The organism is Stappia indica (assembly GCF_009789575.1).
Classification (GTDB): domain Bacteria; phylum Pseudomonadota; class Alphaproteobacteria; order Rhizobiales; family Stappiaceae; genus Stappia; species Stappia indica_A.
Window position 1 is genome coordinate 4,224,041 of record NZ_CP046908.1, and the last position, 25,603, is coordinate 4,249,643.

The following is a 25,603-nucleotide window of genomic DNA, read 5'->3' on the forward strand; positions in this document are numbered from 1 at the left end:
ACGGATACGAAGAAAGGACGACCCCGCATGGCTGAGAATCCCCTCGCCCTGAAGGACCCCGGCCTGCTGAAGACGCAGGCCTATGTGAACGGACGCTGGATCGACGGCGACAAGACCTTCCCGGTCTACAACCCGGCGACCGGCGAGCTGGTGGCAAACGTGACGGATCTCGGTCCGTCCGACGTCGCCGGCGCGGTGGATGCGGCCCATGCGGCACAGCCCGCCTGGGCCGCCAAGACCGGCAAGGAGCGCGCGGCGGTGCTGCGCCGCTGGTTCGACCTGATGGTCGAGAATGCCGACGATCTTGCCACCATCCTCACCGCCGAGATGGGCAAGCCCTTCGCCGAAGCGCGCGGCGAGATCCTCTACGGCGCCTCGTTCATCGAGTGGTTCGCCGAGGAGGCCAAGCGCATCTACGGCGAGACGATCCCCGGCCACCAGGCCGACAAGCGCATCGTCGTCATCCGCCAGCCGGTCGGCGTCGTCGGCTCGATCACGCCGTGGAACTTCCCCAATGCGATGATCGCCCGCAAGGTGGCGCCGGCGCTGGCCGTCGGCTGTTCCTTCGTCGCCCGCCCGGCCGAGCTGACGCCGCTCTCCGCCATCGCCATGGCGGTGCTGGCCGAGCGCGCCGGGGTGCCCGCCGGCATCTTCAACGTGCTGCCCTCGTCGGATTCGGCCGGTGTCGGCCAGGAGCTCTGCGCCAATCCGAAGGTCGCCAAGATCACCTTCACCGGCTCCACCCGCGTCGGGCGGATCCTGATGAAGCAGTGCGCCGACACGATCAAGAAGATGTCGCTGGAGCTCGGCGGCAACGCGCCCTTCATCGTCTTCGACGACGCCGATGTCGATGCGGCGGTCGAGGGCGCGCTGATCGCCAAGTACCGCAACGGCGGGCAGACCTGCGTCTGCGCAAACCGCATCTACGTCCAGTCCGGCATCTACGACGCCTTCGCCGCGAAGCTGGCGGAGAAGGTGCGCGGCATGAAGATCGGCAACGGCTTCGAGGAGGGGGTGACCGTCGGTCCCCTGATCAGCGAAGCGGCGCTGAAGAAGGTCGAGGAACACGTGTCCGACGCGCTGGCCAAGGGCGCGCGGGTGCTGGAGGGCGGCGCGCGCGCCGAGCTCGGCGGCACGTTCTACCGCCCGACGGTGCTCGCCGACGTGACCAGCGACATGGCGGTGGCGCGCGAGGAGACCTTCGGTCCCGTCGCCCCGCTGTTCCGCTTCGAGGACGAGGCGGAGGCGGTGGCCATGGCCAACGACACCGAGTTCGGCCTTGCCTCCTACTTCTACAGCAAGGATCTCGCCCGGGTCTGGCGGGTGGCCGAGGCGCTGGAAAGCGGCATGGTCGGCATCAACACCGGCCTGATCTCGACCGAGGTCGCGCCCTTCGGCGGCATCAAGCAGTCGGGCCTCGGCCGCGAGGGCTCGCGCCACGGCGTCGAGGACTATCTGGAGCTGAAGTATCTGTGCATCGGCGGCATCGGCTGAGGCCGAAGCGCACGCAAGCAACAGGAAGGGCGGCCCGGCAGATGTCGGGCCGCCTTTTTCATGTCCGCCGGGCTGACGCTCAGCGCGAGAGCGACAGGGCGGCGATGTCGATCTCCGGCGCGCGGCCGTCGACCAGATCGGCGATCACCCGGCCCGAGCCGCAGGCCATGGTCCAGCCGAGCGTACCGTGGCCGGTGTTGAGGAACAGCCGGCCAATGCCGGAGGGGCCGACATAGGGCGGGCCGTCCGGCGTCATCGGCCGGTGGCCGCACCAGAAGCTCGCCTCCGCCGGGTCGGCGCTGCCGCCGAACAGATCGCCGAAGGAATGTTCCAGCGCTGCCCGCCGCGCCGGGCGCAGCGCCGTGTCGAAGCCGCCGAGCTCCGCCGTGCCGCCGACGCGGATGCGCGAGCCGAGACGGGTGATCGCGGTCTTGTAGGTCTCGTCCATGACGGTGGAGACCGGCGCCCGCGCCGCGTCGCGGATCGGGATGGTGAGCGAATAGCCCTTCACCGGATAGATCGGCAGCTTGATCCCCAGCGGGCGCAGGGCAGCCGGCGAATGGGCGGCCAGCGCCAGCACATAGGCATCGGCCTTGCGGGTGCCTTTCGAGGTCAGGACCTCGGAGATCTCGTTGCCTTCGCGCGAAAAGCCGATGAACTGCGTGCCGAAGGAAAAGCGCACGCCGAGGCTTGCTGCCATCTCGGCAAGGCGGGTGGTGAACATCTGGCAGTCGCCGGTCTCGTCGTCCGGCAGGCGCAGGCCGCCGGCGAAATCGGCCTTGGCGTGGGCGAGCGCGGGTTCTGCGGCGATGCAGCCCTCGCGGTCGAGCACCTCGCAGGGGACGCCGAACTGGCGCAGCACGTCGACATCCTTGGCGACGCCGTCGAGCTGGCTTGCCGAGCGGAACAGCTGCAGCGTGCCGAGGCTGCGCCCGTCATAGGCGATGCCGGTCTCCTCGCGAAGCGCGCGCAAAAGGTCGCGGCTGTATTCGGCGATCGGCACCATGCGCGCCTTGTTCACCGCATAGCGCGCCGAGGTGCAGTTGCGCAGCATCTTCAGCATCCAGCCCCACATGGCGGGATCGGCTTTCGGCCGCACCACCAGCGGGCCGTGCCGCATGGTCAGCCAGCCGAGCGCCTTGAGCGGCACGCCGGGACCGGCCCAGGGGGCGGAATAGCCGGGCGAGACCTGGCCGGCATTGGCGAAGCTCGTTTCCATGCCTGCCGCCTCGCGGCGCTCGATCACCTCGACCTCGTGGCCGGCGCGGGCGAGATACCAGGCGGTCGCCACTCCGATGACGCCGCCGCCGAGAACCAGAACCTTCATGACTTGACTGCCCGATGTTGCGGCACCCTCAGGAGAAGAGGCGCCAGAAGAAGACGATACTCATCACCGTGCCGACCGTGATGACGATGGCCCGCACTGCCTGTCGCGGCAGGGCCTTGGCCACCGGCGCGCCGGCATAGCCGCCGATGGTGGCGGCGACCATCATCAGCACGGCCTGCGGCCAGCTGACGAGACCGGCCGCGGCGAAGGTCGCGACCGAAATGGCGGAAAGGACGAAGGAGAGGGCGGTCTTGAGCCCGTTCATGGCGTTGAGATCGCGCATGCCCCACAGCGAGAACAGCGCCAGCAGCACGATGCCGAGGCCGCCGTTGAAATAACCGCCATAGATCGACACGAGGATCGTGCCAACAGGCCCGCCGGGCGCAAGCCGGCGGCGGCGCGCCCAGCCCTGCAGCCGGTCGCCGAAGGCGAAGGCGAGCGTTGCAAGCAGCAGCAGGAAGGGGACGACGGCCGAGAAGGCCTCGTTGGAGGAGACCAGCAGCAGCAGCGAGCCGATGAAGCCGCCGACCGCGGTGGCGATAACGACCTTGGCAAGAAGCGCCCGGTCGAGGGCGGCGATCTCCTTGCGAAAGCCGGCGACGCCGCCGAGATAGCCGGGAAGCACGGCGACCGCGCTGGTCGCATTGGCCGCGACCACCGGCACGCCGGTAAAGACGAGCGCGGGGAAGGTCAGGAACGTGCCGCCTCCCGCGATCGTGTTGAGCATGCCGGCGGCGAACGCGGCCGCCGCCAGCACCATGTAGTCGAGCATGGGTGGGTGTCCTCTCTCTTGTCCCTTGCGCGGATTTCCCTCAGGCAGCCGAGGGGCCGGGCTCTTCCGGCCCGTTATATCCGCCGGCGCGATGGCGGTCTGCGCCTGCCAGGGCGCCATGCACCAGTTTCAGCACGGGACGGCGGCGCGCCGGCTCCGGCATCGCCTGCGCTGCCGTCTCGCCGGCCTCGCTGCCGCCATTGCCGCCGCTGCGGCGGGCCGCTTCCGGCTGGTAGTGCACCTTCTGCAGCACGATCCGCTCCTGGCGGCCGGAGGCGTCCGTCAGAACGAATTCCTCGCCCTCCGACAGGCCGAGCAGGGCCAGCCCCCGCCGGGTGGTGATCGGCAGGAACATGCCCATCGGCATGGACAGGTGGTCGTGCGAGATCACCCGCGTGTCGGGCGTGCGGCCGTCGACGGCATAGGTGACGCGGCTGCTCAAGGTGGCGACCGTCTCCGGCACGTCCTCGCGGAAGACGATGGTGGCCGCCTCGATCTTGCGCTTGAGGATCGGCACGAGAGGGTCCTCGCGGCCGCGGCGGCGGTCGCGCATCACCTCGAGAATGGTGAAGTCCTTGGTGGTCAGGATGCAGGTGTCGATGGACATCGCAGGTCTCCAGCGCTCCGTCCGCGGAGCGGCAAAGGTGAAACGGATCGGAGTTCCCCTGGCCGCGTTCAGTCGCGGCACAGGGGTTAGGATCCTGCGATGAGACACCCTCCGAAAATCGCCAGCCGGTCGCGCGGCTTCGGCTCGGTGGTCGGTGCGGTGGCGGCAGTCATGCCGGCCGGGCCTCGGCCCCGGCCGGGACGGGGAGCTCGACGCTCTCCACGGTCAGCCGGTGGGTGCGCCCGTCCAGCGAGGTCCAGTCGATGGACTGGCCGGCGGACAGGCCGATCAAGGCGGCGCCGATCGGGGTGAGGACGGAGATCTTGCCCTCGGCGATATTGGCATCGCCCGGGAAGACCAGCGTCACGGTGCGGTCCTCGCCGGCATCGGTGGTGAAACGCAGCCGCGATCCCATGCGCACGACATCGGCGGAAATGCGCCGGTCGTCGACGACGCGGGCGCGGTCGAGCTCGCTCGCCAGCTGATCCGCGACAGCGGGATTGCGGGTGGAAATGGAGTCGGCAAGCCCGGACAGCCGCTCGTGGTCCGAGCGGGTCACGGTGATGGCGGGCTTGCGCTTCTTCTGGGTGGCTGGAGCCATTCTCGGCATCCTTGCAATGTTGTAAGGCCGCCGACGCACGAGAGCGCGCGTCGAGCGGTCATGATCTGTTGTGGGAAGTTGTTCGCCGCCTGTGTGGCCTGCTGTCTGCCCGTGAGGGGACGAGCCGGCCTGTGCCCCGCGGCCGGGGCGCGACGCGACCTAGCCGGGGGTCAGTGTCCCGCGATGGGGCACACCCTGAAAATGGAAAGCAGGCGCGGAGCGGTCGTGTACATCCCCCGAAGGTCGGTGCTTGCGGGGAGAAAGTCAAGTCGTGGCTTTGCGGGATGCCGGACAAGGGGTGGATTCGCCTGCTCAGGCGAGCGCGCCTCGCGCCCCGCCGCGCCGGGAAGTCATCTAACGCAGCGTCCGGCTGCACCTGCATTCAGGACATTGACAGGAGATTGACTCTGGCGCGCGAAACCGCTCTCATTCGAGGCGACAGAGGTTCCGGACATGTCCGGATGAAAAGGGAACACGGTGAGGCGTACCCAACAGGGACCGAAACCGTGGCTGCCCCCGCAACTGTGAACGGAGAGTGGACGTTCGAAGGCCACTGATCCTGCCGGCAAAGGCAGGGTTGGGAAGGTGAATGTCCGCGATGACCCGTGAGCCAGGAGACCTGCCCCTGTCGGTCACCCGACCTTCGATACGGGGTGTGTCGAGGCGCGGCTTTCCGTTGAGGTGACACCCGAAAACCGCCTGCGCCCGCAGGCCGCTTCCTTGCGTCTTCGCGCGGGGGGGCGCGCCCGCGTTCGCCGGCTCGTGCCGTATCGCGACGGAGCGCCGAGGGGCGTTTCGGCGCACGTCAGGGGTGTGTCTGGATGAGTTCGATTTTGCGTGGCGCCTTGCGCGCCGGGCCGTTGGCTGCCGTGGTTGGGGCCGGAATGGGAGCTGTCGTGGGTGCGGCGCCGGGCGATGCCCGTGCCCAGGGCTTTGAAGAGGAACCGACGCAGCTTCGCCGGATCGTCGTGTCGGCCGGGCGCACGCCGGTCGCCGCCGAGGCCGTGGGCCGGGCGCATACGGTGATCACCGGTGAGGAGCTGGAGACGACGCAGACGCGCTATGTCGCCGATGCGCTGCGCAAGGTGCCGGGCCTTGCCGTGTCTCGCACCGGCGGCAATGGCGGCATGACGCAGATCCGCATCCGCGGCTCGGAAGCCAACCATGTGCTGGTGCTGATCGACGGCGTCGAGGTGGCGGCGACCTCCAGCGGCGAGTTCGACTTCGGCGGGCTGCAGGTCGCCGATATCGACCGGATCGAGGTGCTGCGCGGCCCGCAAAGCGCCATCTACGGCTCCAATGCCAGCTCCGGCGTGATCGCCATCACCACCAAGGGCGGCATCCGCAACGACCTGGAAATCACCGGCCGGACCGAGCTGGGCACCGACAAGACGGTGGCCGGGCATGTGGGCGTGCGCGGCGGCGGCGAGAGATACGACATCGCGGTCTCCGGCGCCTGGCGCCAGAACGAAGGTTTCAACATCTCGCAGTTCGGCTCGGAAAAGGACGGCGACCGCAACGCCACGCTGAACGGCCGCTTCAACTGGGACATCACCGACGCCCTGAGCCTCGACCTCAGCGCCCGCTATGTCGACCGCAAGTCGGACACGGACGACCAGGACTCCGCCTGGCCGCCGACGCCGACCGAAGGCCTCGTCATCGACACGCCCGGCCACAACGCGACGAAGGAGTTCTACACCGGCGTCGGCCTGTCCTGGTCGCTGTTCGACGACCGCCTGGTGCAGAAGGCGCGCGCCGAATACACCGGCCTGGAGCGCCGCGGCCTCAACGGCGGCAGCATGAACGGCAATGACGACCGCCGGCTGCACCTGAGCTATCAGGCGACGGTGACGGCGGCGACGCCGGACTTCCTCGATGCCGAGCACAGCCTGACGGGTGCCATCGAATGGGAGCGCGAGCACTACAAGAACGCGTTTCCCGCCTTCGATCCCTCGCAGATCCCCGGCAAGCAGCGCGACCTGACCAGCTATGTCGCCGAGTATCGCGGCGAGTTCCTCGACGCCCTGTTCTTCAGTGCGGGCCTGCGCTACGACCGCAACGACCAGTTCAAGGACACGCTGACCTACAGCGCCAGCGCCGCCTATCAGCTGCACGAGACCGGCACGCGGTTCCACGCCTCCGTCGGCACCGGCGTCACCAACCCGACCTTTTCCGAGCAGTTCGGCTTCATCCCGGCGACCTTCACCGGCAACCCGAACCTGCAGCCGGAGAAGAACTTCGCCTGGGACATCGGCATCGAGCAACGGTTCTGGGACGGGCGGGCGGTCGCCGACGTGACCTATTTCAACGAGCGGCTGGAAGACGAGATCTGGACGCCGTGGGTGCCGGGCGTCGGCTCCTCGCCGGCCAACATGGCGGGCATCAGCCGGCGCCAGGGCATCGAGGTGTCGCTTGGCGTCGAGCTGCTGGCCGACCTCTACGCCAAGGGCACCTACACCTATCTCGATGCGACCGAGCCCACAGGCCTGCAGGAGGTGCGAAGGCCCAAGCACTCGGCCTCGCTCAGCCTGACCTATGCCTTCCATGACGGGCGCGGCAACCTCTTCCTCGACACGATCTTCAACGGCCGGATGAAGGACAGCGAGTTCATCAGCGCAACGCCGCAGACCCGGGTGACGCTGTCCGAGTATTTCCTCGTCAATGTCGGTGCCGACTACAAGGTCTCCGACAATTTCACGCTCTACGGCCGGGTCGAGAACCTGCTCGATCAGCAGTACCAGGAAGTCTACAGCTACAACTCACAAGGATTGACCGCCTATGCGGGCATCAAGGCAAGCTTCTGACGCGAAGCGGGCGGCGGCGAGGGGTGTCCTCGCCGCCCTGCTGGCGCTGTCGTTTCCGGCCCCTGCCGCTCTGGCGGCAGGCGATGCGCCCCGGCGCGTCGTCTCGATGAACCTGTGCACCGACCAGATCGCCATGCTGGTGGCAGCGCCCGGCCAGCTGGTCTCGGTGTCCTATCTGGCGGCGAGGCCCGATGTCTCCCTGATGAGCGGGCAGACGGCCGGGCTCGCCCTCAATCACGGGCTGGCGGAGGAGATCCTGCGCCTCGACCCCGACCTGGTGATTGCCGGGACCTATACGCGGCGGGCGACGGTCAACCTGCTGCGGCGCCTGGGGCGCCGGGTGGAGGAGTTTGCTCCGGCGAACAGTTTTGCCGACATTCGCGAAAATGTCCGACGGATGGGCGATCTTCTCGGCCGCAAGGCACAGGCCGCGCGGCTGATCGCCGCCTTCGATGCGGAGGCGGGCGCCCTTGCCGCCGCACCGCCGGACGAAGATGCTCCGGTGCTCGGCTCCTTCGGCGCCAACAGCTACACCACCGGCGGCGGCACGCTGGAAAACGAGATCGTCGGCGCGGCGGGCCTGCGCCATCTCGGCGAGGAACTGGAGATCACCGGGACGACGCGGTTGCCGCTGGAGGCATTGGTGCTGGCCGACCCGGACTATGTGCTGCTGTGGGAGCGCTCGCTCGGCGATCCTTCGCGCGCAGCGGAAATCCTGCGCCATCCGGTGCTGGATGCGCGCTTCGGCGGCGAGCGGCGGGTTTCCGCCGACAGCCGCGCCTGGATCTGCGGCACGCCGCTGACGCTGGAGGCGGTGGCAAAGCTGCGGGCGGAGATCGGCGGCCAAGCGTCGCTGCCCCGGGAGAGGGTGCAATGACCGCGGACCGGCGCTATCCGTTGCTGCTGGCCGGCCTTGGCCTGCTGGTCGTGCTGCTGTTCCTCGCCTCGCTCGGGATCGGCCAGGTGTGGATCGATCCGCTGACGCTCGCCGCGGCGTTTCGCGACACGCAAAGCGCAGAGGCGCTGATCCTCGCCGAGATCCGCCTGCCGCGCACGCTGCTGGGGGCGGCCATCGGCGCGATCCTCGGCCTGTCGGGGGCGGTGCTGCAGGGCTTCCTGCGCAATCCGCTGGCCGAGCCGGGCCTGCTCGGCATTTCCGCGAGTGCCTCGCTCGGCGCGGTGATCGCCATTTATGCCGGGCTGACGGCGCTGCACCCTTATGCGCTGCCGCTCTGCGCGCTGGCCGGGGCGCTGATCGCGGTGATGCTGGTGCAGATGCTGGTGGGGCGCTCCGGCGATATTCTGGTCATCATCCTCGCCGGTGTCGCCCTGTCCTCGCTCGCCGGGGCGCTGACCTCGCTGGCGCTGAACCTGGCGCCGAGCCCCTTTGCGGCGCTGGAAATCGTCTTCTGGATGCTCGGCTCGCTGACCGACCGCAGCCTCGTCCATGTCGGGCTGGCGCTGCCCTTCATCCTGGTCGGCGGCGCGATGCTGGCGCTGACGGGACGAGCGCTCGACGCGCTGGCGCTGGGGCCCGATGTCGCCCGCAGCCTCGGCGTCAACCTCGACCGCACCCGCGTGCTGGCGGTGGTGGGAACCGCTATCGGCGTCGGCGGGGCGACGGCGGTGAGCGGCGCCATCGGCTTCGTCGGGCTGATCGTGCCGCATCTGCTGCGCCCGCTCGTCGGCCACCGGCCCTCGCGCCTGCTGCCGGCCAGCGCGCTGGGCGGGGCGGCCTTCCTGCTGGCTGCCGATATCGCCGTGCGGGTGGTGATGCCGGACCGGGACCTGAAGCTCGGCGTCGTCACCGCCATTCTCGGCGCGCCGTTCTTCCTCTGGCTGCTGATCAGCCTGCGCAGGAGGACGGCATGATCCGTCTCGACTGCGAGAGCGTCGCCGTGCGCCGGGGCGCGCGCGAAACCCTGCGGGGGGTCTCGTTTTCCTGCGAGCGGCCGCAGCTTGTCGGCGTGATCGGCCCGAACGGGGCGGGCAAGTCGACCCTGATGCGGGCGATGACCGGATTGCAGCCCCACGCGGGCAGCATCCGCTGGGGGGGCTGCGAGCTGGCCGCGATGCCGGCAAGTGAACGCGCCCGGCTGATCGCCTACATGCCGCAGGAGCGGACGGTCCACTGGCCGATGGACTGTATCGAGGTGGTGCTGCTCGGGCGCCTGCCGCATCGCGGCGGCTTTGCCGCAGCCTCGGCCGAAGACCTGCGCCAGGCCCGCGAGGCGATGGAGCGAATGGACGTCATCGGCTTTGCCCGCCGGCCCTTCGACACGCTGTCGGGCGGCGAGCAGGCGCGGGTGCTGATCGCCCGGATGCTGGCGCAGGCCCCGCATGCCTGCATCGCCGACGAGCCGGTGAACGGTCTCGACCCGGCGCACCAGATCGCCCTGATGCAGGTGCTGGCCGGGCTGGTGGCGGAAGGGCGCCCGGTCTTCGTGTCGCTGCACGACCTGACGCTGGCGAGCCGGTGGTGCGACCGGCTGCTGCTGCTGGACGGCGGGCGGCTCGTTGCCGACGGGACGCCGGGCGAGGTGCTGGATGCCGAGCGTCTTGCCGGCGTCTACGGCATCCGCGCCGAACATATCGACATCGGGGGGCGGGCGTCCGTCGTCCCCAGCGATCTGATTGCCAGGGAGAGACCACGTTGAGCCTCATCGATATTCTCGCGGAACGGCTGGCCGACCGCGATGCCGGCTGGAGCATCGGCTCCTTCGGCGCCATTGCCGAGTTTCACCAGCGCGCCGACGACGAACTGCTGGTCGACCGGCCGCAGGAGCTGTACCGGGTGACCGGCAAGGGCGGCATTCGCCTCGACATGTCGGCGCTGGGCGAGGCGAGGGCGGTGGCCTTCGAGACGCTGAGCCCGCGTGCGAACCGCTGGGGCCAGGGGCTGGCGCTCTGCCTGCCCGAGGAGCAGGCCGCGGTAACGCAAAGGGCGGTGCTGAGCGAGCTGGGGCCGGATGCGGACGCCTTGCGCGAGGAAGACCGGGAGGCGGTGCTCTTCGACATGGGGCTGGCCCAGCCGCAGGTCGAGTTCTGCATCCGCACCAATGATCCGGAGCTGCTGGCGATCCTGCGGGAGACTGCCGGCCGCTCGGTGATGGATCCGCAGAACCCGGCGATGGCGGCGATCCTGCGGGCGCATCCGCACCGCATCGCCCGCTCGAAGCTGGGGCGGGTCGAGGTCTACCAGATGATCGGCGGGCCGGACACGGGCGGCGTCTCGCCCGACGGGCCGCATACCCATGTGCTGCCCAAGCTCCTGCGCTCCGGCCGCACGCACTCGGCCAACACGCCGATCCCGCCGGGGCTGGTGCCCTGCGCCATGCTGCATCCGGCAAGCGCGGTGGCGGGGTCGCGGGGCGAGGACATCGCCTTCGACGCCGCCCGCCACGAGGCGTTCCAGGAGCTGCTGCGCCGGTATGGCCTGCCGGACTATGTGGCGATCAAGGACAGGGTGCTCGACGCGCTGGAAGAGGGGATGGAGGACGCGCTGGCCGAGCCGGACAGCCGGCTGACCCGCACGGGCCTGCGCATCGCGCTGCGCCAGCTCGGCCGGCAGGCGGAGGCGGTCGGCCGGCCGAACCTTGCCAGCCGCATCGAGCGGCTGCGCCAGCGCTTCGACCGGCTGGAGGAGCCCGGCGAGGCGGACGAGGAGCGGCCGGGCCACTGAAGCCTGTCAGGCGGAACCGGGCGCGCTCCGATAGAGGCGGAGCGGCTTGGTCGGCGCGCGCGCGATGGTGCCTTTTGCCTCCAGGTCGAGCTGGACCGCCTTCAGCCACCAGCCGGCGGTCGCGCCTTCCGGGAACAGCGCGTGCGGCAGATGCGGCAGCAGCGCCGCCTTGGCCTCGGCCACCGTCAGCCCCGGCTTGTCCTGCGTCAGGACGGACAGCAGGGCGGTGCGCATCGCCTCGTATTTGGCGCGGTCGACACGCGAGGTCCTGCCGGGCGTGTTGACGTTTTCGATCTCGATCCTGTCGTCAGGCCGGGGCATTCAGCACTCCTTTCACGTAGTCGGCGCGCGGGCGGCGGAAGCCCATCGCGGCCCAGGCCATGATCAGGCGCAGGAAGAACCCGGCCGAATGGGTCTTCAGGTTGGGAACGTCGTCGGGCAGAGCGGAGGGATCGTCCATGTCGCCGGTCATGGTGCGCATCTGCAGGGGCGGCAGGGTGCCGGCGGGCCACAGGGGACCGTAGAGGTCGATCCAGTGGCCGCTGGTGAAGTCGAGGAAGATCGGCGTGTTGCAGCAGGTGGCGACCACGCGGCGGGTTGTGGTCTGCGCCGTCAGGCGGTGTTCCCGCAGGTGGTCGGCGCCCTTGACGCAGCGGACGCGGTCCTTGCGATATATCTCCGTGCGGGTGCCGCCCGTCGCCTCCCTCAGGCGCGGCGCGCCGGGCAGGGCCTCGAACACGTCCGCGGCGGTCCGGCACGAGGTGCACAGGCACTCGGTGCTCATGATCGGCGGGTTGTCCGCCTCCATCTCGACCGCGCCGCAGGCACAGGAGAGCTTGATGGTCTGGGTCACGGCGTCGTCTCCTTCCGGGGCTGGCCGAACAGATGGCGGATATAGCGTTCGAGATGGTCGAGGCTCTCGCGGGCAAGGCCGGGATCGTTGCCCGCCTTGGCGAGGATGAAGCCGCCCTGGATGACCGCCTGCGTGTGGCGGGCAAGGCTTTCGGCCGTCCACTCGCCGCGAATGCCGCGCGCCTCCATCGCCGCGCGGATGTCGCTTTCCAGCGTCGCCGCGTGGCCGAAGATGCTGCTGCCGCAGGCATCGCGGATGTCGGGCGAGGCGGCGTGGACCTCCTGCACCAGGGTCCCGACAAGGCAGGTGAACTCTGAGAATTCGCCCTCGATGATCGACTTGCGGAAGGCGACATAGGCCAGCACACGGTCCAGCGGATCGTCCGGCAGGTGGTAGGGCGCCGCCTCGAAGAAGGCCGTCGTGCCGCTCTCCCAGTACTCGGCCGCGGCGACGCCGAGCGCCTCCTTGGAACCGAACTGGTGGAAGAACGCGCCCTTCGTCACCTCGGCGAGCCGGCACAGGTCGTCGACGGAGGTGGCGGCAAACCCCTTCGCACGAATGCTGTGCTGGGCGGCCTCCAGAAGGCGGGTGCGGGCATCGCCGCGTTCGGGGGACTGTTTGGATGGTCTTGGCATGACAGATACATACCATACGGTTGGTATGTATGGCAAGGGGGAGTCTTGCGCAGCTGGCGGGGGGCGCTGCAGGGGGGCGCTGCGGGAGGCTGGATGGGGGCTGGGGGAGGTTTGTGGTGCGCTGGGGGGGGAGGTCGGATGGTGGGCTGCTTGGGCGCGCGCCGTCCCCACCCTCCGAGGTCACCCCGTCCGCAGGCGAAGCCGGAGAGCCTGGGCTTATTGGCTGTCAGAGCGATGGTGAGGACGCACCGGCCATGCCCCACGCACCCCTCTCCCCCCTTGAGGGGGAGATGTCGGCGGCAGCCGACAGAGGGGGGTGAGCAGCGCCCGAGATGAAGCGCTGCCCTCTCCCGGCGCGTCCTCCCGGACGCAATCCTCTCCTTTCGTCATCCCGCACGGAGCGAAGAGCAGATGCGGGATCGGAGAGCCGAGGACGATTGCCGCAGCGCTCAGGAAGCTCCATAGCCGCCGTGCCTCCCCGGTCCCGGATCTTCGGCCTTCGGCCTCGTCCGGGAAGACGCCAAGGAGAGGCATCCCACCTCACGCCGGCTGAGGGTGCCAATGGTTCCGCACTCTCACGATGCTCCTCCGGAGTGACAGCCGTGGAGTGGGGGCAGCCTCGCATCCTTTCGGCCGTCACCCCGGCCGCAGGCGAAGCCGAAGAGCCGGGGGCTAATGGCTTCCAGAGCGGTGGTGAGGATGCACCGGCGCCAGCCCCGCTCTCCCCTCTCCCCCCATGAGGGGGAGATGTCGGCGTAGCCGACAGAGGAGGGTAAGCAGAGGGAACAGCGCTGGTGACGACCCGTCGCCCGAAGCCGCACACGCAGGATGTCGTCCCGGTTTCGGCGCAGCCGGAGACCGGGAACCAGTAACCCCGCACGGTTCGGCTCAGGCCTCAGTGCCGCCGCCGGAACGCCGGTGGCGGCTAGCATCGCGCCGCCATCCGCCCCAGCGGATACTGGACGCCTGCCTGCGCAGGCGTGACAGCCGAGTGGGGAGAATGAAAGCGGCGGCAACACGCTCCCGTCCCACGCACCACCCATCCCCGCATCATCCCGCACGGAGCGAGGCGCCGATCCGGGATCGGAGAGCCGGGGGCGGATGAGGTGCGCGCCCGAAAGAGGCCACGACCGCTGTGGCTCGCCGGTTCCGGGTCGCGGCTGCGCCTTGCCCGGAATGACGAACACAGAGGTAGGGGCCACGACACGTGGACCGAGCCCCACGCACCCGTCTCCCCCCTTGAGGGGGAGATGTCGGCGACAGCCGACAGAGGGGGGTGAGCAGCGCCCGAGATGAAGCGCTGCCCTCTCCCGGCGCGTCCTCCCGGACGCAATCCTCTCCTTTCGTCATCCCGCACGGAGCGAAGAGCAGATGCGGGATCGGCGAGCCGGGGACGATTGCCGCAGTGCTCAGGAAACACCACAGCCGCTGTGCCTCCCCGGTTCCGGGTCGCGGCTTCGCCTTGCCCGGAATGACGCCAGGGAGAGGGTGGAGCGACGAGCGCAGCCGCGAGTTGCAACAAGCGCCTTCCGCCTCACGCCGGCTGAGGGTGCCAATGGCTCCCGGCTCTGCGCTTGCGCGCGGCCGAGATGACAGCCTGAGAAAGAAACGACCGGAAGAGCGGTCCGTCGTGAGCGGTCGGCCAGGGGCTGGGGTCGAACGGCCGAGGGCGGGGTGGGCCGGTGTTCGGCAGCCGGCCGGGGCGGCCGGTGCAGCTGCCCGCAGTCGAGGGAAAGGCGGCGGCGGTTCCGTCGCCTTCCGGTTCTCGACGGAGAGCGACGCCCCCTAGAACTCCCGGACCAGGTGGCCTTCGCCGACCGGATACATCCGCGAGGCCGGGCGGATCCAGTCGAGCGCGCGCACCGGGCTCTTCAGCTCGTCGGTGAGGAGCCCGCCGCGCTGGCGCTTGTCGGCGGGATCGGGCACCGGAACGGCTTCGATCAGCTTCTTCGTGTAGGGGTGCTGCGGGTTGCGCAGCACCGCGTCGCGCGGGCCGATCTCGACGATCTCGCCGAGCAGCATCACGGCGATGCGGTGGCTGACCCGCTCGACCACGGCGATGTCGTGGCTGATGAAGAGATAGGCAAGGCCGAGCTCCCGCTGCAGGTCGAGCATCAGGTTGATCACCTGCGCCTTGATCGAGGCATCCAGCGCGGAGACGGACTCGTCCGCCACGATCATCTTCGGCTCGAGCGCCAGGCTGCGGGCGATGCAGATGCGCTGGCGCTGGCCGCCGGAGAACTCGTGCGGGAAGCGCAGCGCGTGCTCCTCCTTCAGCCCGACGAGGCGCAGCAGCTCGTTGACCCGGTCGGGGATCGCCTCGTCGGCCATCAGCTTATGCACGCGGATCGGTTCGGCGATGGCCGAGCCGACCGCCTGGCGCGGGTTGAGCGAGCCGTAGGGGTCCTGGAAGATCATCTGCAACCGCTGGCGGGCAAGGCGCAGCTCGCCGTGGTTTGCGGCCATCAGGTCCTTGCCCTCGAACAGGATCTCGCCGCCTGCCGGCTGCACCAGCCGCAGGATCGAGCGGCCCGTCGTCGACTTGCCGCAGCCCGATTCCCCGACAAGCGCCAGCGTCTCGCCGGCGGCGAGCGTCAGCGACACGTCCTCGACCGCATGGACATTGCCGACCGGCCGGTTGAGCAGCCCGCCGCGCACGGAAAACCGCGTCGTCAGGTTGCGCACTTCCAGCAGCGGCGCGCCGCGCATGTCCGGTTCGTTGTCGGGCTCGGGGCCCGCGCCGGTGTCGTCGAGCTTGGGGAAGCGGCGCGGCGTCCTGGTGTCGCCGAGCCCGCCGAGCCGGGGTACGGCGCCGAGCAGCATCTTGGTGTAGGGGTGCTCGGGCGCGGCGAAGAGCCGGTCGACAGGGGCTTCCTCCACCTTGTCGCCGCGCAGCATGACGACGACCCGGTCGGAGATCTCCGCGACGACGCCCATGTCGTGGGTGATGAACATCACCGCCATGCCGATCTCGCTCTGCAGCTCGCGGATGAGCTGGAGGATCTGCGCCTGGATGGTGACGTCGAGGGCGGTGGTCGGCTCGTCGGCGATCAGGAGCTTGGGCTGGCAGGCGAGCGCCATGGCGATCATCGCCCGCTGGCGCATGCCGCCGGAGAAGGAGTGCGGATACTCGCCGATCCGCCGTTTCGCGTCGGGAATGCGGACGAGATCGAACAGCCGCAGTACCTCTGTTTCCGCTTGGGCCTGGCTCATGCCGCGATGGCGATAGAGCACCTCGGCGATCTGGAAGCCGATCTTCAGCACCGGGTTGAGGCTGGTCATCGGCTCCTGGAAGATCATGCCGATCTCGCCGCCGCGCACATCGCGCATCGCCTCCTCGTCGAGCGCGAGCAGATCGCGCCCGGACAGGCGGACCGAGCCCTCGATGCGGCTCGAGCCTTCCTGCAGCAGCCGCATGATCGACAGCGCGGTGACCGACTTGCCGGAGCCGGACTCGCCGACGATGGCGACGGTCTCGCCGGTGTCGATGGTGAAGCCGAGATCGCGCACCACCGGCACGAAGGCGCCGTCGGTGCGGAAGGAGGTGGTGAGGCCTTCGACCTTGAGAACGGGCTCGGTCATTGTTCCCCCTTCAGTCGCGGATCGACCGCATCGCGCAGGCCGTCGCCCAAGAGGTTGAGAGAGAAGACGACGACGAGGATCGCCAGCGAGGGGAAGAGGGCCAGCCAGAAGCTGTCGAGAATGTTCTCGAAGCCCTCGCGGATCATGCCGCCCCAGGTGGCCGTCGGCGGATTGACGCCGAGGCCGATGAAGGCGAGCGAAGCCTCGACGCGGATGGCGGTGGCGAGCCACAGCGAGCCCATCACCAGCACTTCCGGCGCGATGTTCGGCAGGATGTGGCGGAACATCAGCCGCATGTGCGAGTAGCCGAGCGCGTGGCCGGCCTCGATGAACTCGCGGTTCTTGACCGCGATCGTCGGCGCCCTGGCGATGCGCGCGAACGGCGGGATCGCGGTGAGCGCGATGGCGATCACGAGATTGGCGACCGACGGACCGAGCATGGCGACGACGATCAGGCCGAGGATCAGCGAGGGGAAGGCCAGCAGCACGTCCATCACCTGCATGGTGAGCAGGTCGGTACGGCCGCCGAAATAGCCGGCGACCATGCCGATCAAGGTGCCGATGATCATCGCCGAGCCGATGGCGAGCAGGCCGATGGTCAGCGAGATGCGGGCGCCCCACAGGATGCGCGAGAGCGTGTCGCGGCCATAGTAGTCGGTGCCGAACCAATGCGCCTCCGACGGCGGCTTGAGGCGGTAGAGGATGTTCTGCTGCAGGGGATCGTAAGGGGCGATGACCGGTGCCAGGATCGCCAGGAGGGCGACGATCAGGAACACGGCAAGGCCGACCCACGAGGTCTTGTTGGCGTTGAAGGCGTTGAACAGACCCGAAAGCACCGTCGCCAGCGCGAGGCGGTAATAGGTCATGCGCGACGGGCGTTGGCCGGTCGCGGCGGTCGGCTGGGTCGTCATGAGTATTTGATCCTCGGGTCGATCAGGCCGTAGGTCAGGTCGGTGATCAGGTTCACCAGCACGACGATCAGCGTGTAGATGACCATCATGCCCTGCAGCATCGTGTAGTCGCGCTGGTTGAGCGCGCCGACGATCAGCTTGCCGAGACCGGGGCGGTTGAAGACGATCTCGGTCAGCACCGAATTGCCGATCAGGATGCCGAGATAGAGGCCGACGACGGTCACCACCGGGATCAGGGCGTTGCGCAGGCAGTGCCGCCAGACGATGATCGCGAAGGCGAGGCCCTTGGCCCTGGCCGTGCGCACATAGTCCTGGTTCAGCACCTCCAGCATCGCCGAGCGGGTGACGCGGGTGATGTAGGCGGCCATGATCAGCCCGAGATTGATCGCCGGCAGGGCGAGATCCCGCGCCCGGTCGGCAAGGCCGCTGCCCTGGCCCGAGCTGATCACCGGGAACCAGCGCAGGTGGATCGAGAAGAACAAGAGCAGCAGCACCGCCGAGACGAAGGCCGGGAACGACAGGCCGAGCAGCGAGCCGATGCGGGCGAGATAGTCCGGCAGCTTGTTGCGGCGCACCGCCGACCACACGCCGATGGGCACGCCGACGACGATGCCGAGGATCAGCGAGGCGACGGTGAGCTCGATGGTCGCGGGAAGGACCTTGAGGATCTCCTCGATCACGGGCCGGCCCGAGACCATGGAGACGCCCCAGTCGCCCACCACGACGCCGCCGAGAAAGACGAAATACTGCTGGTAGAGCGGGACATCGAGGCCGAGGCGGATGCGCAGGGCCTCCAGCGCCGACTGGCTGGCCTGGTCGCCCAGGATCGCCAGCGCCGGATCGCCCGGCAGCACGCGGACGATGAAGAAGACGATGGTCAGCACGGCGAAAAGCGTGATCGCCGCGAAACCAAGCCGCTTGAGAACGAATGCGGTCATGTAAGGCGAGCCTCCGTCGCCCACGGGCAGGGACGCGCTGGCGCGCGCCCGCCGTGGCGGATGAGATCGCTTGCCGCCGCCGGGCAAGATGCGCCCGGCGGAAGAAGCGTCGTCACTTGCCGGACCGGCCTTGCGGCCCTCCGGTGCGGAGCTTACGCGCTTCTCACTGCGAGAAGGACGCGGCTTCGGTGACGGGCGGGCTGAGGTTCAGCGATCCGTTCACCTCGACGCCGAGGTCGAGCGTGTCCTTCCAGGCCCACAGCTGCATGCTCTGCACGATCGGCACGGCGCAGACTTCCGCCATGATCTTGCGCTGGGCCTCGGCCCAGTATTCGAGCTGCTTCTGCTTGTCGCCTTCCACGCGCGCCGCCTCGATCTCCGCATCGGCAACCGCGCAATGGGAGAAGTTGGTGATCGCCGTCGGTGTGCCGACGATCGACGGGGAGTAGAAGAACTGCGTCAGGTAGACGTCCGCGACGGGGAAGCGGGCGGCCGCGTAATGGGTCACCTGGCTCATGTCCTTGCGGATCTGCTCGTGGAACGTCGCGTGCTCGACGGTCTCGATCTCCAGGTTGATGTTCGCCTCGCGCAGCAGCGCCTGGATCGCCTCCATGGTGGTCAGCATGCCCGGCAGCGTGGTGTGGATCGCCTTGATGGTCACGCCGTCCGGATGGCCGGCCTCGGCGAGCAGGGCCTTGGCCTTCTCCACCGAATGCTCGTAGGTCGGCACGTCGGCGGTGTAGCCGAGATGGCCTTCGGGCACCGGCGAGATCGCCGCAAGCGTGACGTCCGGGCCCTTGAACTGGACCATGGCGTCGCGGTTGATCGCATGGGCGACGGCCTGGCGCACGCGCAGATCATCGAGCGGCGGCATCGTCATGTTGAGGTGGATGACCGACATCTCGCCCGGCTTCATCACCGACACGACCGTGCCCGGCACCTGCTTGATGCGCTCGACCCAGGTCTGCTCCTGCTTGCCGTAGATCATGTCGACTTCGCCGGCCTGGAAGGCAAGATCACGCGAGGAATCGGACGGGATGTAACGGTAGAAGATCTCCTTGATCTTCGGCTCGCCGCGGAAATAGTCCGGATTGGCGACCAGCTTCACGTATTGCTGCGGCTGGTACTCGGCGAACATGAAGGGGCCGGTGCCGATGGGGGTGCGCTGATACTCGTCGCCGAGCGCCTCGACCGCGTCCTTGCAGACGATGTTGCCGCCATGATACGGCACCAGGAGGCCGAGCAGGCTCGGGATCTTGTTCTTGAGCTTGATGGTGACTTCCAGCGGACCGGTCGCCTCGACGCTGTCGAAGGCCGTGTAGTCCTTGGCGAAGGCGGAGATGTCCGTATTGGCCGAGCGCTTCAGCGAATAGACCACGTCCTCCGCGTCGATCTTGCCGTAGTCGCCGTGGCACTCCACGTCGTCGCGCAAGGAAAAGACCCAGGTCAGGCCGTCATCGGAGGTGGTCCAGCTGCTGGCGATGTCCGGCTCGATGAATTCCGGGCTCGCCTCGCCCGGCTTGATCCGCACCAGACCGTTGAACATCCAGTGAAGGAGGCCCTTGTCGGGGGTGGAGGTCGCCACATGCGGGTCGAGCTTGCCCGCATCCGCGCTCGCCATACCCACATTCAGGGTCGTTCCGGCGGCATAGGCCTGTCCTGTCGCCAGCAAGGCTGCAAGTGCAATTCCCAGTCCGGTTTTCATGGTCCTGTCCTCTGGTCGATGTTTTGTTTTGTATTTTTTTGTCTATGGGGCCCTTTTGTTGTTCACGCTGCTCCTCACAGCGTGTCTTCAAGCCGGCAGTTTACCAGCATTTCCGCCATGGCTGCCGTGTTCGGCAGGGCCAGCGCCAGGGCGGTAATTTCGGCGAAATCGTCGGGATGGATCATCTCCTCCCGCGAGATCTTGGTGACCCCGTCGGTCAGATCCGTTGCGACGAAACTCGGGCAGACGGCGGTGGCGCGAACGCCGTGGTCCCAGCCGATGCGGCGGGTGCCGTGGGTGAGCGCCATGAGGGCGTGCTTGGTCATGTTATAGGCAACGTTCTCGTTGCGCACGCGCTTGCCCGACAGCGAGGCGACATTGATCACCCGGCCGCTGCCGGCGGCCTTCAGATGCGGCAGGCAGGCCCGCGTCAGGAACAGCGGGCCCTTGACGTTGATGGTCCACAGCGCGTCGAGGTCTTCCTCCTCGCCGCTTTCGATGGAGAAGGTGTTGGAGGTGCCGGCATTGTTGACGAGCCCGTCGAGCCGGCCGAAGCGGGCGAGCGTCGCCGCCAGCCATTCGCCATGGGTGGCGCGCTCGCCGGCATCGTAGCGGGCGCACAGGAACCGGTCGCCCGGCGCATCGCCCAGGAGCCCGGCGAGCGCATCCGGGTTCCGCGCGCCGGCGCTGACGCTGTAGCCCTTGTCGAGAAGCTTGCGGGTGATCGCCAGCCCGATGCCCCGGCTGGCGCCGGACACCATGACCACGCGGCCTTCGGGATTGAGCATGGGCTGGTCTCCTCTATCCGTGCAGGGTGAGCGGCGCGTCGGGGCCGGTTTGCGCGGCAAAGCGGCCATAGCGGAAGGCGGACACGTCGGGGCCCGGATCGCGCCCGAGCGCGATGCGGCCGGCGATGGCGCCGGTGACCGGGCCGATGCCGAAGCCGTGGCCGGAAAAGCCCGCCGCCACGACCGCATTGTCGAGGCCGGGCAGCCGGTCGATCACCGGGAGCGCATCCGGCGTCAGGTCGAGCGCGCCGGCCCAGCACTCGGCCAGCTCCACCTCGGCAAAGCCCGGCAGCACCTCGGCGACCTTGGCGATGGTTTCGCCAAGGGCCTGCATGCGCGGGCGGATGGTGGGGCGCCCGCCGGCCTCGACGATCTCGCCGGACCAGTCCTCCATGCCGCTGGTGACGCGCATGCGCCCGTCGTTCTCCTGGCGCGCCGCCATGTTGGCATTGGCGACGCCGAGGACGGGCATGAGCAGGGGCGGGCAGGGGGTGCTGCGCAGCACGGTGACCATCGGCCGGCGCAAGGGGATGCCGTGGCCGAGCGGGGCGAGCAGCTCGTTGACGAGGAAGCCGGCGGCGATCAGCACCGTGCCGGGGCTCAGGGTGCGGCGGTCGGTGACGACGCGAACGATGCGCCCGCCCTCCGCCTCCAGCCGCAGCACGCGCTCGCCGAAGGCAAGGCGCGCACCAAGGCTCTCGGCACGGTTCGCATAGGCCGTGACGGTCGCAAGCGGGTCGGCATGGCCGTCCGAGGGACAGAAGGAGGCGGCAAGAACCCGGTCCGACAGGGCCGGGGCGATCTCGCGCACGCTGGAAAGATCCGGCAGGAAGGCGAGCTGCAGGCCGGCCCGGGTCTGGTCTGCGACGAGGGCGCGGATCGTGGCGACTTCCGCATCCGTGCGGGCGAGGCGCAGGTTGCCGGAGCGGCGATAGCCGGTCGGCGCGCCGAGATGTTCGTGAAGATCCTGCCAGAGCTCGACGGCGGCGAGTGCCAGCGGCAGCTCCGCCGGATGGCGGCCCGACTGGCGCACGCCGGCCAGCGTCCAGCCCGAGGCCATGGCGGCGGGGCCGTAAGCGTCGATCACCTCCACACTCCCGCCCGCCCCGGCGATTTCGAGCGCTGCCGCGGTGCCGGTGATACCGGCGCCGATGACGAGCACGTCGGGCGTGGCGAGGGCGGGATGGTTCATGCGGCCGCCTTCGATTTTCTGCCGAAACGGGTGTAGGCGAAGGGCTTCATGTCGACCAGCGGCGTGTCGCCCTCGATCTGCTGGACCACCAGGCGGGCGACGCCGGGGCCGATGCCGAAGCCGTGGCCGGACAGGCCCGTGGCGACGACGAGGCCCGACCAGCCGGCCGGCTCGTCGACGACGGGGATCTCGTCTGGCATGACGTCGATCAACCCGCCCCAGCTATGGGCGATCTCGACCCCGTCGAGGCGCGGATGCAGCGCCTTGGCGCCGGCCAGCACATTGGCGAGCAGGCGCGGATCGGGCACCGGATCCATCACCCGCACCTGTTCGAACGGGGTAACCTCGTCGGCCTGCCAGCGATGGCGGCCGAGCGGGCCGAAGAAATCGCCGCTGAGGCGGATCTTCATCATCTGCCAGCGGTCGGCCAGCACGGGCAGGAAGTCGAGGAAATGGCGGAAGGCGGCCGGCACCAGCTGGAACTCCGCCGCGCCCGAGCGGGCGATGGTGTAGCCGCCGTCGGCGCGCCGGCGCAGCGAAGCCTTCGTGGCGCCGACCGCGCCGGCGACAACCTCCGGCCCCGGCGTCGTGCGCAGGACCGAGGACTTCACCGCCAGCTGCGGCAGCGACAGGCCGAGATTTTCCAGGAAGGTGCGCGACCACACGCCGCCGGCCAGAACCACGCTCTGGCAGGCGATCTCGCCATGCTCGGTGACGACGGAGCGCACCTTGCCGCCGGCCCGCTCGATCATGCGGACCGCGCAGCCCTCGATGATCGTGGCGCCGAGGCGCGCGGCATGGCGCGCCATCGCCGGGACGGCGAGGGAGGGCTCGGCGGTGGCATCGGACGGGGTGTGCAGGGCGCCGGCGAACTGGCGGTCGTTGCGCTTGAGAAGGTCGTCGGTCTCCTGCGGGCCGAGGAGCACGGACCCGTGGTTGAAATCGGCGTTCTCGCGCAGCCAGGTCCGATGCTTTTCCAGCTCCGTCTCGTCGGCGGCGAGATAGGTGGTGCCGCGAATGCCGTAGCCGATGTCCTCGCCGAGGCGCGGGGCAAGGTCGCGCCAGATGGCGGCGCTCTCGATCATCAGCTGGAGTTCGCGGTTGTCGCGGCCGGCCTTGCGGATCCAGCCCCAGTTGCGCGAGGACTGTTCGCCGGCGATGCGGCCCTTCTCGCACAGGACGACGGGAATGCCTTTTTCGGCGAGGAAGAGGGCGGTGCAGACACCGACGATGCCTCCGCCGATGACCACGACCTGTGTGCTTGCCGGAACCTGCCGGTGATCGTCTGCCGCGCTCACGTCGCCCCTCCAGACTGACTGCTGTTGTCAGAGTGCGAAGGCGCCGAGTATAAGGCAAATACCGTTTCCTTTCACGATTATGCGGAATTGTTATGGTCGCTTCGATTTCGCAACGTTCCCTGGAAGCTTTTCGCTGCGTCATGCGCGCGGGAACGGTGTCCGCCGCCGCCGACGAGATGGCGATCTCGCAGCCGGCCGTCAGCCGCTTGATCCGCGATCTGGAGGAGCGGCTGCAGCTGCCGCTGTTCAGCCGAAGGGGCGGGCGCGTCGTCGCCACCCGCGAGGCGCACGAGCTGTGGACGGAGGTGGAGCGCAGCTTCGTCGGCCTGGGTCAGATCGAGCGCGCCGCGACCCAGATCCGCCAGGGGTACCGGGCGACGCTGACCATCGCCGCGGCCCCGGCCATCGCCCAGTCGGCGCTGCCCGGCGTGATCGCGATGCTGTCGCAGGAGCGGCCCGAGTTCCGCGCCGAGTTCCTGTCGATGACGACGCTGCCGGTGGTGCGGCAGGTGGCGCTGCGCCAGTGCCAGGTGGGCTTCGGCATCCCCACGCGCCACAAGCACGAGGTGGACGTGGTGGGCAGCGGCTCGGTGCCGTTCCGCTTCATCGGCCCGCCGGGCCATCCGCTGGGGACACGCGACATCGTGCGCGAGGAGGACCTTGCCGGCGTCGACTTCGTCGGCTTCGTGGATTCCACCATGTCCGGCCGGGCCTTCGACCGGGTCTTCGCCAAGATGCGCCGGCCGCCGGTGCAGAAGATGAAATCCTACCTCTCGCACATCGTCTCGGCGCTGGTGATGCGGGGGCTGGGCGTCGGCATCGTCGATGCCTTCACCGCGCGCGACCACATGCGCATGGGCGGGGTGATGCGCCCGGTCGAGATCCCCGACCGGTTCGAATATTCGATCATCAAGCCGCATGGCGACAAGCTGAGCCCGGAGGCACTGGCGCTGGTCGACGGGTTCGAGCGCTACGTCCGTGGTTATCAGGACGACTGACGCGGCTGAGGCCGCGTCATCAACATGACTGACGCCAGAAACGAAAACGGCCGCACCCTGAGGGCGCGACCGTCTCCAATCCGGTCTTGGGAGAGACCGGTTTATTGCGGGATGCTTATTTCATGCCGAGCTGGACGCGCAGCGTCTCGGCCAGCTCCTTGATCGTCGCGTCGGCGTCGGCGCCTTCCGTCACTTCCACCAGGGCGGCGGCGATCAGGTCGGTGACCGCGACACCCTCGGCGCCCGGATAGGCGTACCAGGGGCCGGCATGGCGGGCGATCTGGGAGTGGGCGACCAGGGCGTTCGGGTCCTTCTCGTAGAAGGCGCCGAGATACTCCTTGTCCTCGACCACGATGGAGTTGGCCGGAGCATAGCCGGTGTTCTCCACGATGATCTTCTGGCCCTCAGGGCCGGTGACGAAGGAAATGTACTCCCACGCCGCCTTCTGCTTGGCCTCGTCCTTGGTCAGCATGACGATGCCCGAGCCGCCGGTCGGGAAGTAGACGGAGGCCTCGTCGTCGGTGCCCAGCGGCAGCGGCTTGACGGTGACCTTGAACGCATCGCCCGCGCCCTGCTCGAAGCGGGTCTGCAGCGAGGAGCTCTCGAACATGATGCCGAGCGTGCCGGCCGGCAGGGCCTGGCGGGCGTCGCTGTCGGCGTAGGACTTCATGCCCGCTTCCTTGGCGAAGCGCTGGTAGAGGCGCGCGGCCTCGATGCCCGCTTCGCTGTCGAAGGTGATGTCGGTCTCGTCCTCGTTCATCGGACGCCCGCCATAGGCACCGAGCAGCGACTGGTAGCGCCAGTCGTGACGGTCGATCCACACACCGTCGATCGTGTCGCTGAGCGCGTTGATCTTGGCGGCGAGCTCGATCACCCCGTCGAAGGTGGTCGGGAAGTTGTCCATGGACCCGCCGGCCTGCTCGACGAGCTTCGGGTTCACATACATGACCAGCGTCGAGGCGGAGGTCGCCAGCGCATGCTGCTGGCCCTTGAAGCTGCCGAGCGACAGCAGCGCCGGGGTGTAGCCCTGCTCGGCCGGGTTGTCGCCGAGGAAGCCGTCGAGCGGCTGGGTCAGGCCGCGATCCTGCAGGATGCGCCAGCGGTTGAGGCCGACATAGGCGACGTCCGGCGCGGTGCCGGCGACGGCCTCGCGCAGCAGGCGCTGCACGCCTTCCGGATAGCCCTCGGCCGGGCCGTCCAGGGTGACCTTGATCTCGGGATGCTTGGCCATGAAGGCGTCGGCTAGCGCCTTCTGCGTATCGGCCCAGATGGTCGGGATCGCATAGTGCACGCGGATCTCGGTCTCCTGGGCAGTGGCGCTGCTGGCGACGAGCGCGAAAGCCGCGGCGAATAGGGCACGTCTCATGCTTGACACTCCTGGTTGACGTTTCGTGCTGCGCGGTTTTTCCCGCGTCT

The 25,603-nt window shown here is 68.9% G+C and carries 22 protein-coding genes and 1 riboswitch; of the genes, 7 read left to right on the forward strand and 15 right to left on the reverse strand.

Annotated elements, in window-relative coordinates:
- The first annotated feature begins 27 nt into the window (after positions 1–27).
- Positions 28–1,494: an NAD-dependent succinate-semialdehyde dehydrogenase gene (locus tag GH266_RS19630; RefSeq protein WP_158195333.1), complete on the forward strand. Its 1,467-nt coding sequence runs from the start codon at positions 28–30 to the stop codon at positions 1,492–1,494.
- Between the two features lie 79 nt (positions 1,495–1,573).
- On the opposite strand, the gene GH266_RS19635 is transcribed toward GH266_RS19630, so the two are convergent.
- The 4 genes from GH266_RS19635 to rnk all read right to left on the reverse strand — a co-directional run bounded on the left by GH266_RS19635 (position 1,574) and on the right by rnk (position 4,801).
- Positions 1,574–2,821, reverse strand: a complete 1,248-nt coding sequence (locus GH266_RS19635; protein ID WP_158195334.1) for a D-amino acid dehydrogenase — start codon at positions 2,819–2,821, stop codon at positions 1,574–1,576.
- 28 nt (positions 2,822–2,849) lie between these two features.
- Positions 2,850–3,593 carry a sulfite exporter TauE/SafE family protein gene (locus tag GH266_RS19640; RefSeq protein ID WP_158195335.1) on the reverse strand — a complete coding sequence of 248 codons (744 nt, stop codon included), beginning with the start codon at positions 3,591–3,593 and terminating at the stop codon, positions 2,850–2,852.
- Positions 3,594–3,633: 40 nt separating this feature from the next.
- On the reverse strand, positions 3,634–4,200 hold the full coding sequence (locus GH266_RS19645; protein ID WP_158195336.1) for a GreA/GreB family elongation factor: 567 nt from the start codon (positions 4,198–4,200) through the stop codon (positions 3,634–3,636).
- 169 nt (positions 4,201–4,369) lie between these two features.
- Positions 4,370–4,801: a nucleoside diphosphate kinase regulator gene (gene rnk, locus GH266_RS19650; RefSeq protein WP_158195337.1), complete on the reverse strand. Its 432-nt coding sequence runs from the start codon at positions 4,799–4,801 to the stop codon at positions 4,370–4,372.
- A 425-nt stretch (positions 4,802–5,226) separates the two neighbouring features.
- Positions 5,227–5,442, forward strand: a riboswitch (cobalamin riboswitch).
- Between the two features lie 255 nt (positions 5,443–5,697).
- Between rnk and GH266_RS19655 the strand changes: the two genes are divergently transcribed.
- From GH266_RS19655 to GH266_RS19675, 5 genes are read left to right on the forward strand one after another with little or no spacing between them, the layout of a single operon-like run.
- On the forward strand, positions 5,698–7,605 hold the full coding sequence (locus tag GH266_RS19655; RefSeq protein WP_158195338.1) for a TonB-dependent receptor plug domain-containing protein: 1,908 nt from the start codon (positions 5,698–5,700) through the stop codon (positions 7,603–7,605).
- Positions 7,580–8,482, forward strand: coding sequence for an ABC transporter substrate-binding protein (locus GH266_RS19660; RefSeq protein WP_158195339.1), 903 nt, complete (start codon positions 7,580–7,582; stop codon positions 8,480–8,482). Before GH266_RS19655 ends, GH266_RS19660 begins: the two co-directional genes overlap by 26 nt.
- A complete protein-coding gene (locus GH266_RS19665) occupies positions 8,479–9,477 on the forward strand; it encodes a FecCD family ABC transporter permease (protein ID WP_158195340.1) in 999 nt (332 codons plus the stop codon). Before GH266_RS19660 ends, GH266_RS19665 begins: the two co-directional genes overlap by 4 nt.
- Positions 9,474–10,262: an ABC transporter ATP-binding protein gene (locus GH266_RS19670; protein ID WP_199270385.1), complete on the forward strand. Its 789-nt coding sequence runs from the start codon at positions 9,474–9,476 to the stop codon at positions 10,260–10,262. The genes GH266_RS19665 and GH266_RS19670 overlap by 4 nt, the downstream gene beginning before the upstream one ends.
- Positions 10,259–11,287, forward strand: a complete 1,029-nt coding sequence (locus tag GH266_RS19675) for a DUF6925 family protein (RefSeq protein ID WP_158195341.1) — start codon at positions 10,259–10,261, stop codon at positions 11,285–11,287. Before GH266_RS19670 ends, GH266_RS19675 begins: the two co-directional genes overlap by 4 nt.
- Before the next feature lie 6 nt (positions 11,288–11,293).
- Here the strand turns inward: GH266_RS19675 and GH266_RS19680 are convergent, their stop codons facing one another.
- From GH266_RS19680 to GH266_RS19725, 10 genes are all read right to left on the reverse strand, one after another.
- Positions 11,294–11,608 (reverse strand): DUF6958 family protein, encoded by a 315-nt coding sequence (locus GH266_RS19680; protein WP_158195342.1) that lies wholly within the window; start codon positions 11,606–11,608, stop codon positions 11,294–11,296.
- Positions 11,595–12,140: a GFA family protein gene (locus GH266_RS19685; RefSeq protein WP_209001496.1), complete on the reverse strand. Its 546-nt coding sequence runs from the start codon at positions 12,138–12,140 to the stop codon at positions 11,595–11,597. Before GH266_RS19685 ends, GH266_RS19680 begins: the two co-directional genes overlap by 14 nt.
- Positions 12,137–12,775: a TetR/AcrR family transcriptional regulator gene (locus GH266_RS19690; protein WP_158195343.1), complete on the reverse strand. Its 639-nt coding sequence runs from the start codon at positions 12,773–12,775 to the stop codon at positions 12,137–12,139. The genes GH266_RS19685 and GH266_RS19690 overlap by 4 nt, the downstream gene beginning before the upstream one ends.
- Before the next feature lie 1,785 nt (positions 12,776–14,560).
- The gene (locus GH266_RS19695; RefSeq protein ID WP_158195344.1) at positions 14,561–16,357 is read right to left on the reverse strand and encodes an ABC transporter ATP-binding protein; all 1,797 of its coding nucleotides are present in this window, start codon (positions 16,355–16,357) and stop codon (positions 14,561–14,563) included.
- Positions 16,354–17,223, reverse strand: a complete 870-nt coding sequence (locus GH266_RS19700) for an ABC transporter permease (protein WP_158196324.1) — start codon at positions 17,221–17,223, stop codon at positions 16,354–16,356. Before GH266_RS19700 ends, GH266_RS19695 begins: the two co-directional genes overlap by 4 nt.
- A 41-nt stretch (positions 17,224–17,264) precedes the next feature.
- On the reverse strand, positions 17,265–18,206 hold the full coding sequence (locus tag GH266_RS19705; RefSeq protein ID WP_158195345.1) for an ABC transporter permease: 942 nt from the start codon (positions 18,204–18,206) through the stop codon (positions 17,265–17,267).
- 163 nt (positions 18,207–18,369) lie between these two features.
- Positions 18,370–19,911: an ABC transporter substrate-binding protein gene (locus GH266_RS19710; protein ID WP_158195346.1), complete on the reverse strand. Its 1,542-nt coding sequence runs from the start codon at positions 19,909–19,911 to the stop codon at positions 18,370–18,372.
- Between the two features lie 74 nt (positions 19,912–19,985).
- Complete coding sequence (locus GH266_RS19715) at positions 19,986–20,699, reverse strand: SDR family NAD(P)-dependent oxidoreductase (RefSeq protein ID WP_158195347.1); 714 nt, start codon at positions 20,697–20,699, stop codon at positions 19,986–19,988.
- 13 nt (positions 20,700–20,712) lie between these two features.
- On the reverse strand, positions 20,713–21,891 hold the full coding sequence (locus tag GH266_RS19720) for an NAD(P)/FAD-dependent oxidoreductase (protein ID WP_158195348.1): 1,179 nt from the start codon (positions 21,889–21,891) through the stop codon (positions 20,713–20,715).
- Positions 21,888–23,189, reverse strand: coding sequence for an NAD(P)/FAD-dependent oxidoreductase (locus GH266_RS19725; protein WP_158195349.1), 1,302 nt, complete (start codon positions 23,187–23,189; stop codon positions 21,888–21,890). Before GH266_RS19725 ends, GH266_RS19720 begins: the two co-directional genes overlap by 4 nt.
- Before the next feature lie 92 nt (positions 23,190–23,281).
- Between GH266_RS19725 and GH266_RS19730 the strand changes: the two genes are divergently transcribed.
- A complete protein-coding gene (locus tag GH266_RS19730) occupies positions 23,282–24,187 on the forward strand; it encodes a LysR family transcriptional regulator (RefSeq protein WP_158195350.1) in 906 nt (301 codons plus the stop codon).
- Between the two features lie 115 nt (positions 24,188–24,302).
- Here the strand turns inward: GH266_RS19730 and GH266_RS19735 are convergent, their stop codons facing one another.
- A complete protein-coding gene (locus GH266_RS19735; RefSeq protein WP_158195351.1) occupies positions 24,303–25,553 on the reverse strand; it encodes an ABC transporter substrate-binding protein in 1,251 nt (416 codons plus the stop codon).
- Positions 25,554–25,603: the final 50 nt, after the last annotated feature.

Excerpts from the sequence above, each read along its gene's own strand:
- GH266_RS19635 (WP_158195334.1), bottom strand. The coding sequence starts at position 2,821 with ATGAAGGTTCTGGTTCTCGGCGGCGGCGTCATCGGAGTGGCGACCGCC.
- GH266_RS19720 (WP_158195348.1), bottom strand. The coding sequence starts at position 21,891 with ATGAACCATCCCGCCCTCGCCACGCCCGACGTGCTCGTCATCGGCGCC.
- GH266_RS19715 (WP_158195347.1), bottom strand. The coding sequence starts at position 20,699 with ATGCTCAATCCCGAAGGCCGCGTGGTCATGGTGTCCGGCGCCAGCCGG.
- GH266_RS19700 (WP_158196324.1), bottom strand. The coding sequence starts at position 17,223 with ATGACCTATTACCGCCTCGCGCTGGCGACGGTGCTTTCGGGTCTGTTC.
- GH266_RS19710 (WP_158195346.1), bottom strand. The coding sequence starts at position 19,911 with ATGAAAACCGGACTGGGAATTGCACTTGCAGCCTTGCTGGCGACAGGA.
- GH266_RS19695 (WP_158195344.1), bottom strand. The coding sequence starts at position 16,357 with ATGACCGAGCCCGTTCTCAAGGTCGAAGGCCTCACCACCTCCTTCCGC.
- GH266_RS19670 (WP_199270385.1), top strand. The coding sequence starts at position 9,474 with ATGATCCGTCTCGACTGCGAGAGCGTCGCCGTGCGCCGGGGCGCGCGC.
- GH266_RS19665 (WP_158195340.1), top strand. The coding sequence starts at position 8,479 with ATGACCGCGGACCGGCGCTATCCGTTGCTGCTGGCCGGCCTTGGCCTG.
- GH266_RS19735 (WP_158195351.1), bottom strand. The coding sequence starts at position 25,553 with ATGAGACGTGCCCTATTCGCCGCGGCTTTCGCGCTCGTCGCCAGCAGC.
- GH266_RS19730 (WP_158195350.1), top strand. The coding sequence starts at position 23,282 with ATGGTCGCTTCGATTTCGCAACGTTCCCTGGAAGCTTTTCGCTGCGTC.
- rnk (WP_158195337.1), bottom strand. The coding sequence starts at position 4,801 with ATGGCTCCAGCCACCCAGAAGAAGCGCAAGCCCGCCATCACCGTGACC.
- GH266_RS19630 (WP_158195333.1), top strand. The coding sequence starts at position 28 with ATGGCTGAGAATCCCCTCGCCCTGAAGGACCCCGGCCTGCTGAAGACG.
- GH266_RS19645 (WP_158195336.1), bottom strand. The coding sequence starts at position 4,200 with ATGTCCATCGACACCTGCATCCTGACCACCAAGGACTTCACCATTCTC.
- GH266_RS19705 (WP_158195345.1), bottom strand. The coding sequence starts at position 18,206 with ATGACCGCATTCGTTCTCAAGCGGCTTGGTTTCGCGGCGATCACGCTT.
- GH266_RS19640 (WP_158195335.1), bottom strand. The coding sequence starts at position 3,593 with ATGCTCGACTACATGGTGCTGGCGGCGGCCGCGTTCGCCGCCGGCATG.
- GH266_RS19680 (WP_158195342.1), bottom strand. The coding sequence starts at position 11,608 with ATGCCCCGGCCTGACGACAGGATCGAGATCGAAAACGTCAACACGCCC.
- GH266_RS19690 (WP_158195343.1), bottom strand. The coding sequence starts at position 12,775 with ATGCCAAGACCATCCAAACAGTCCCCCGAACGCGGCGATGCCCGCACC.
- GH266_RS19660 (WP_158195339.1), top strand. The coding sequence starts at position 7,580 with ATGCGGGCATCAAGGCAAGCTTCTGACGCGAAGCGGGCGGCGGCGAGG.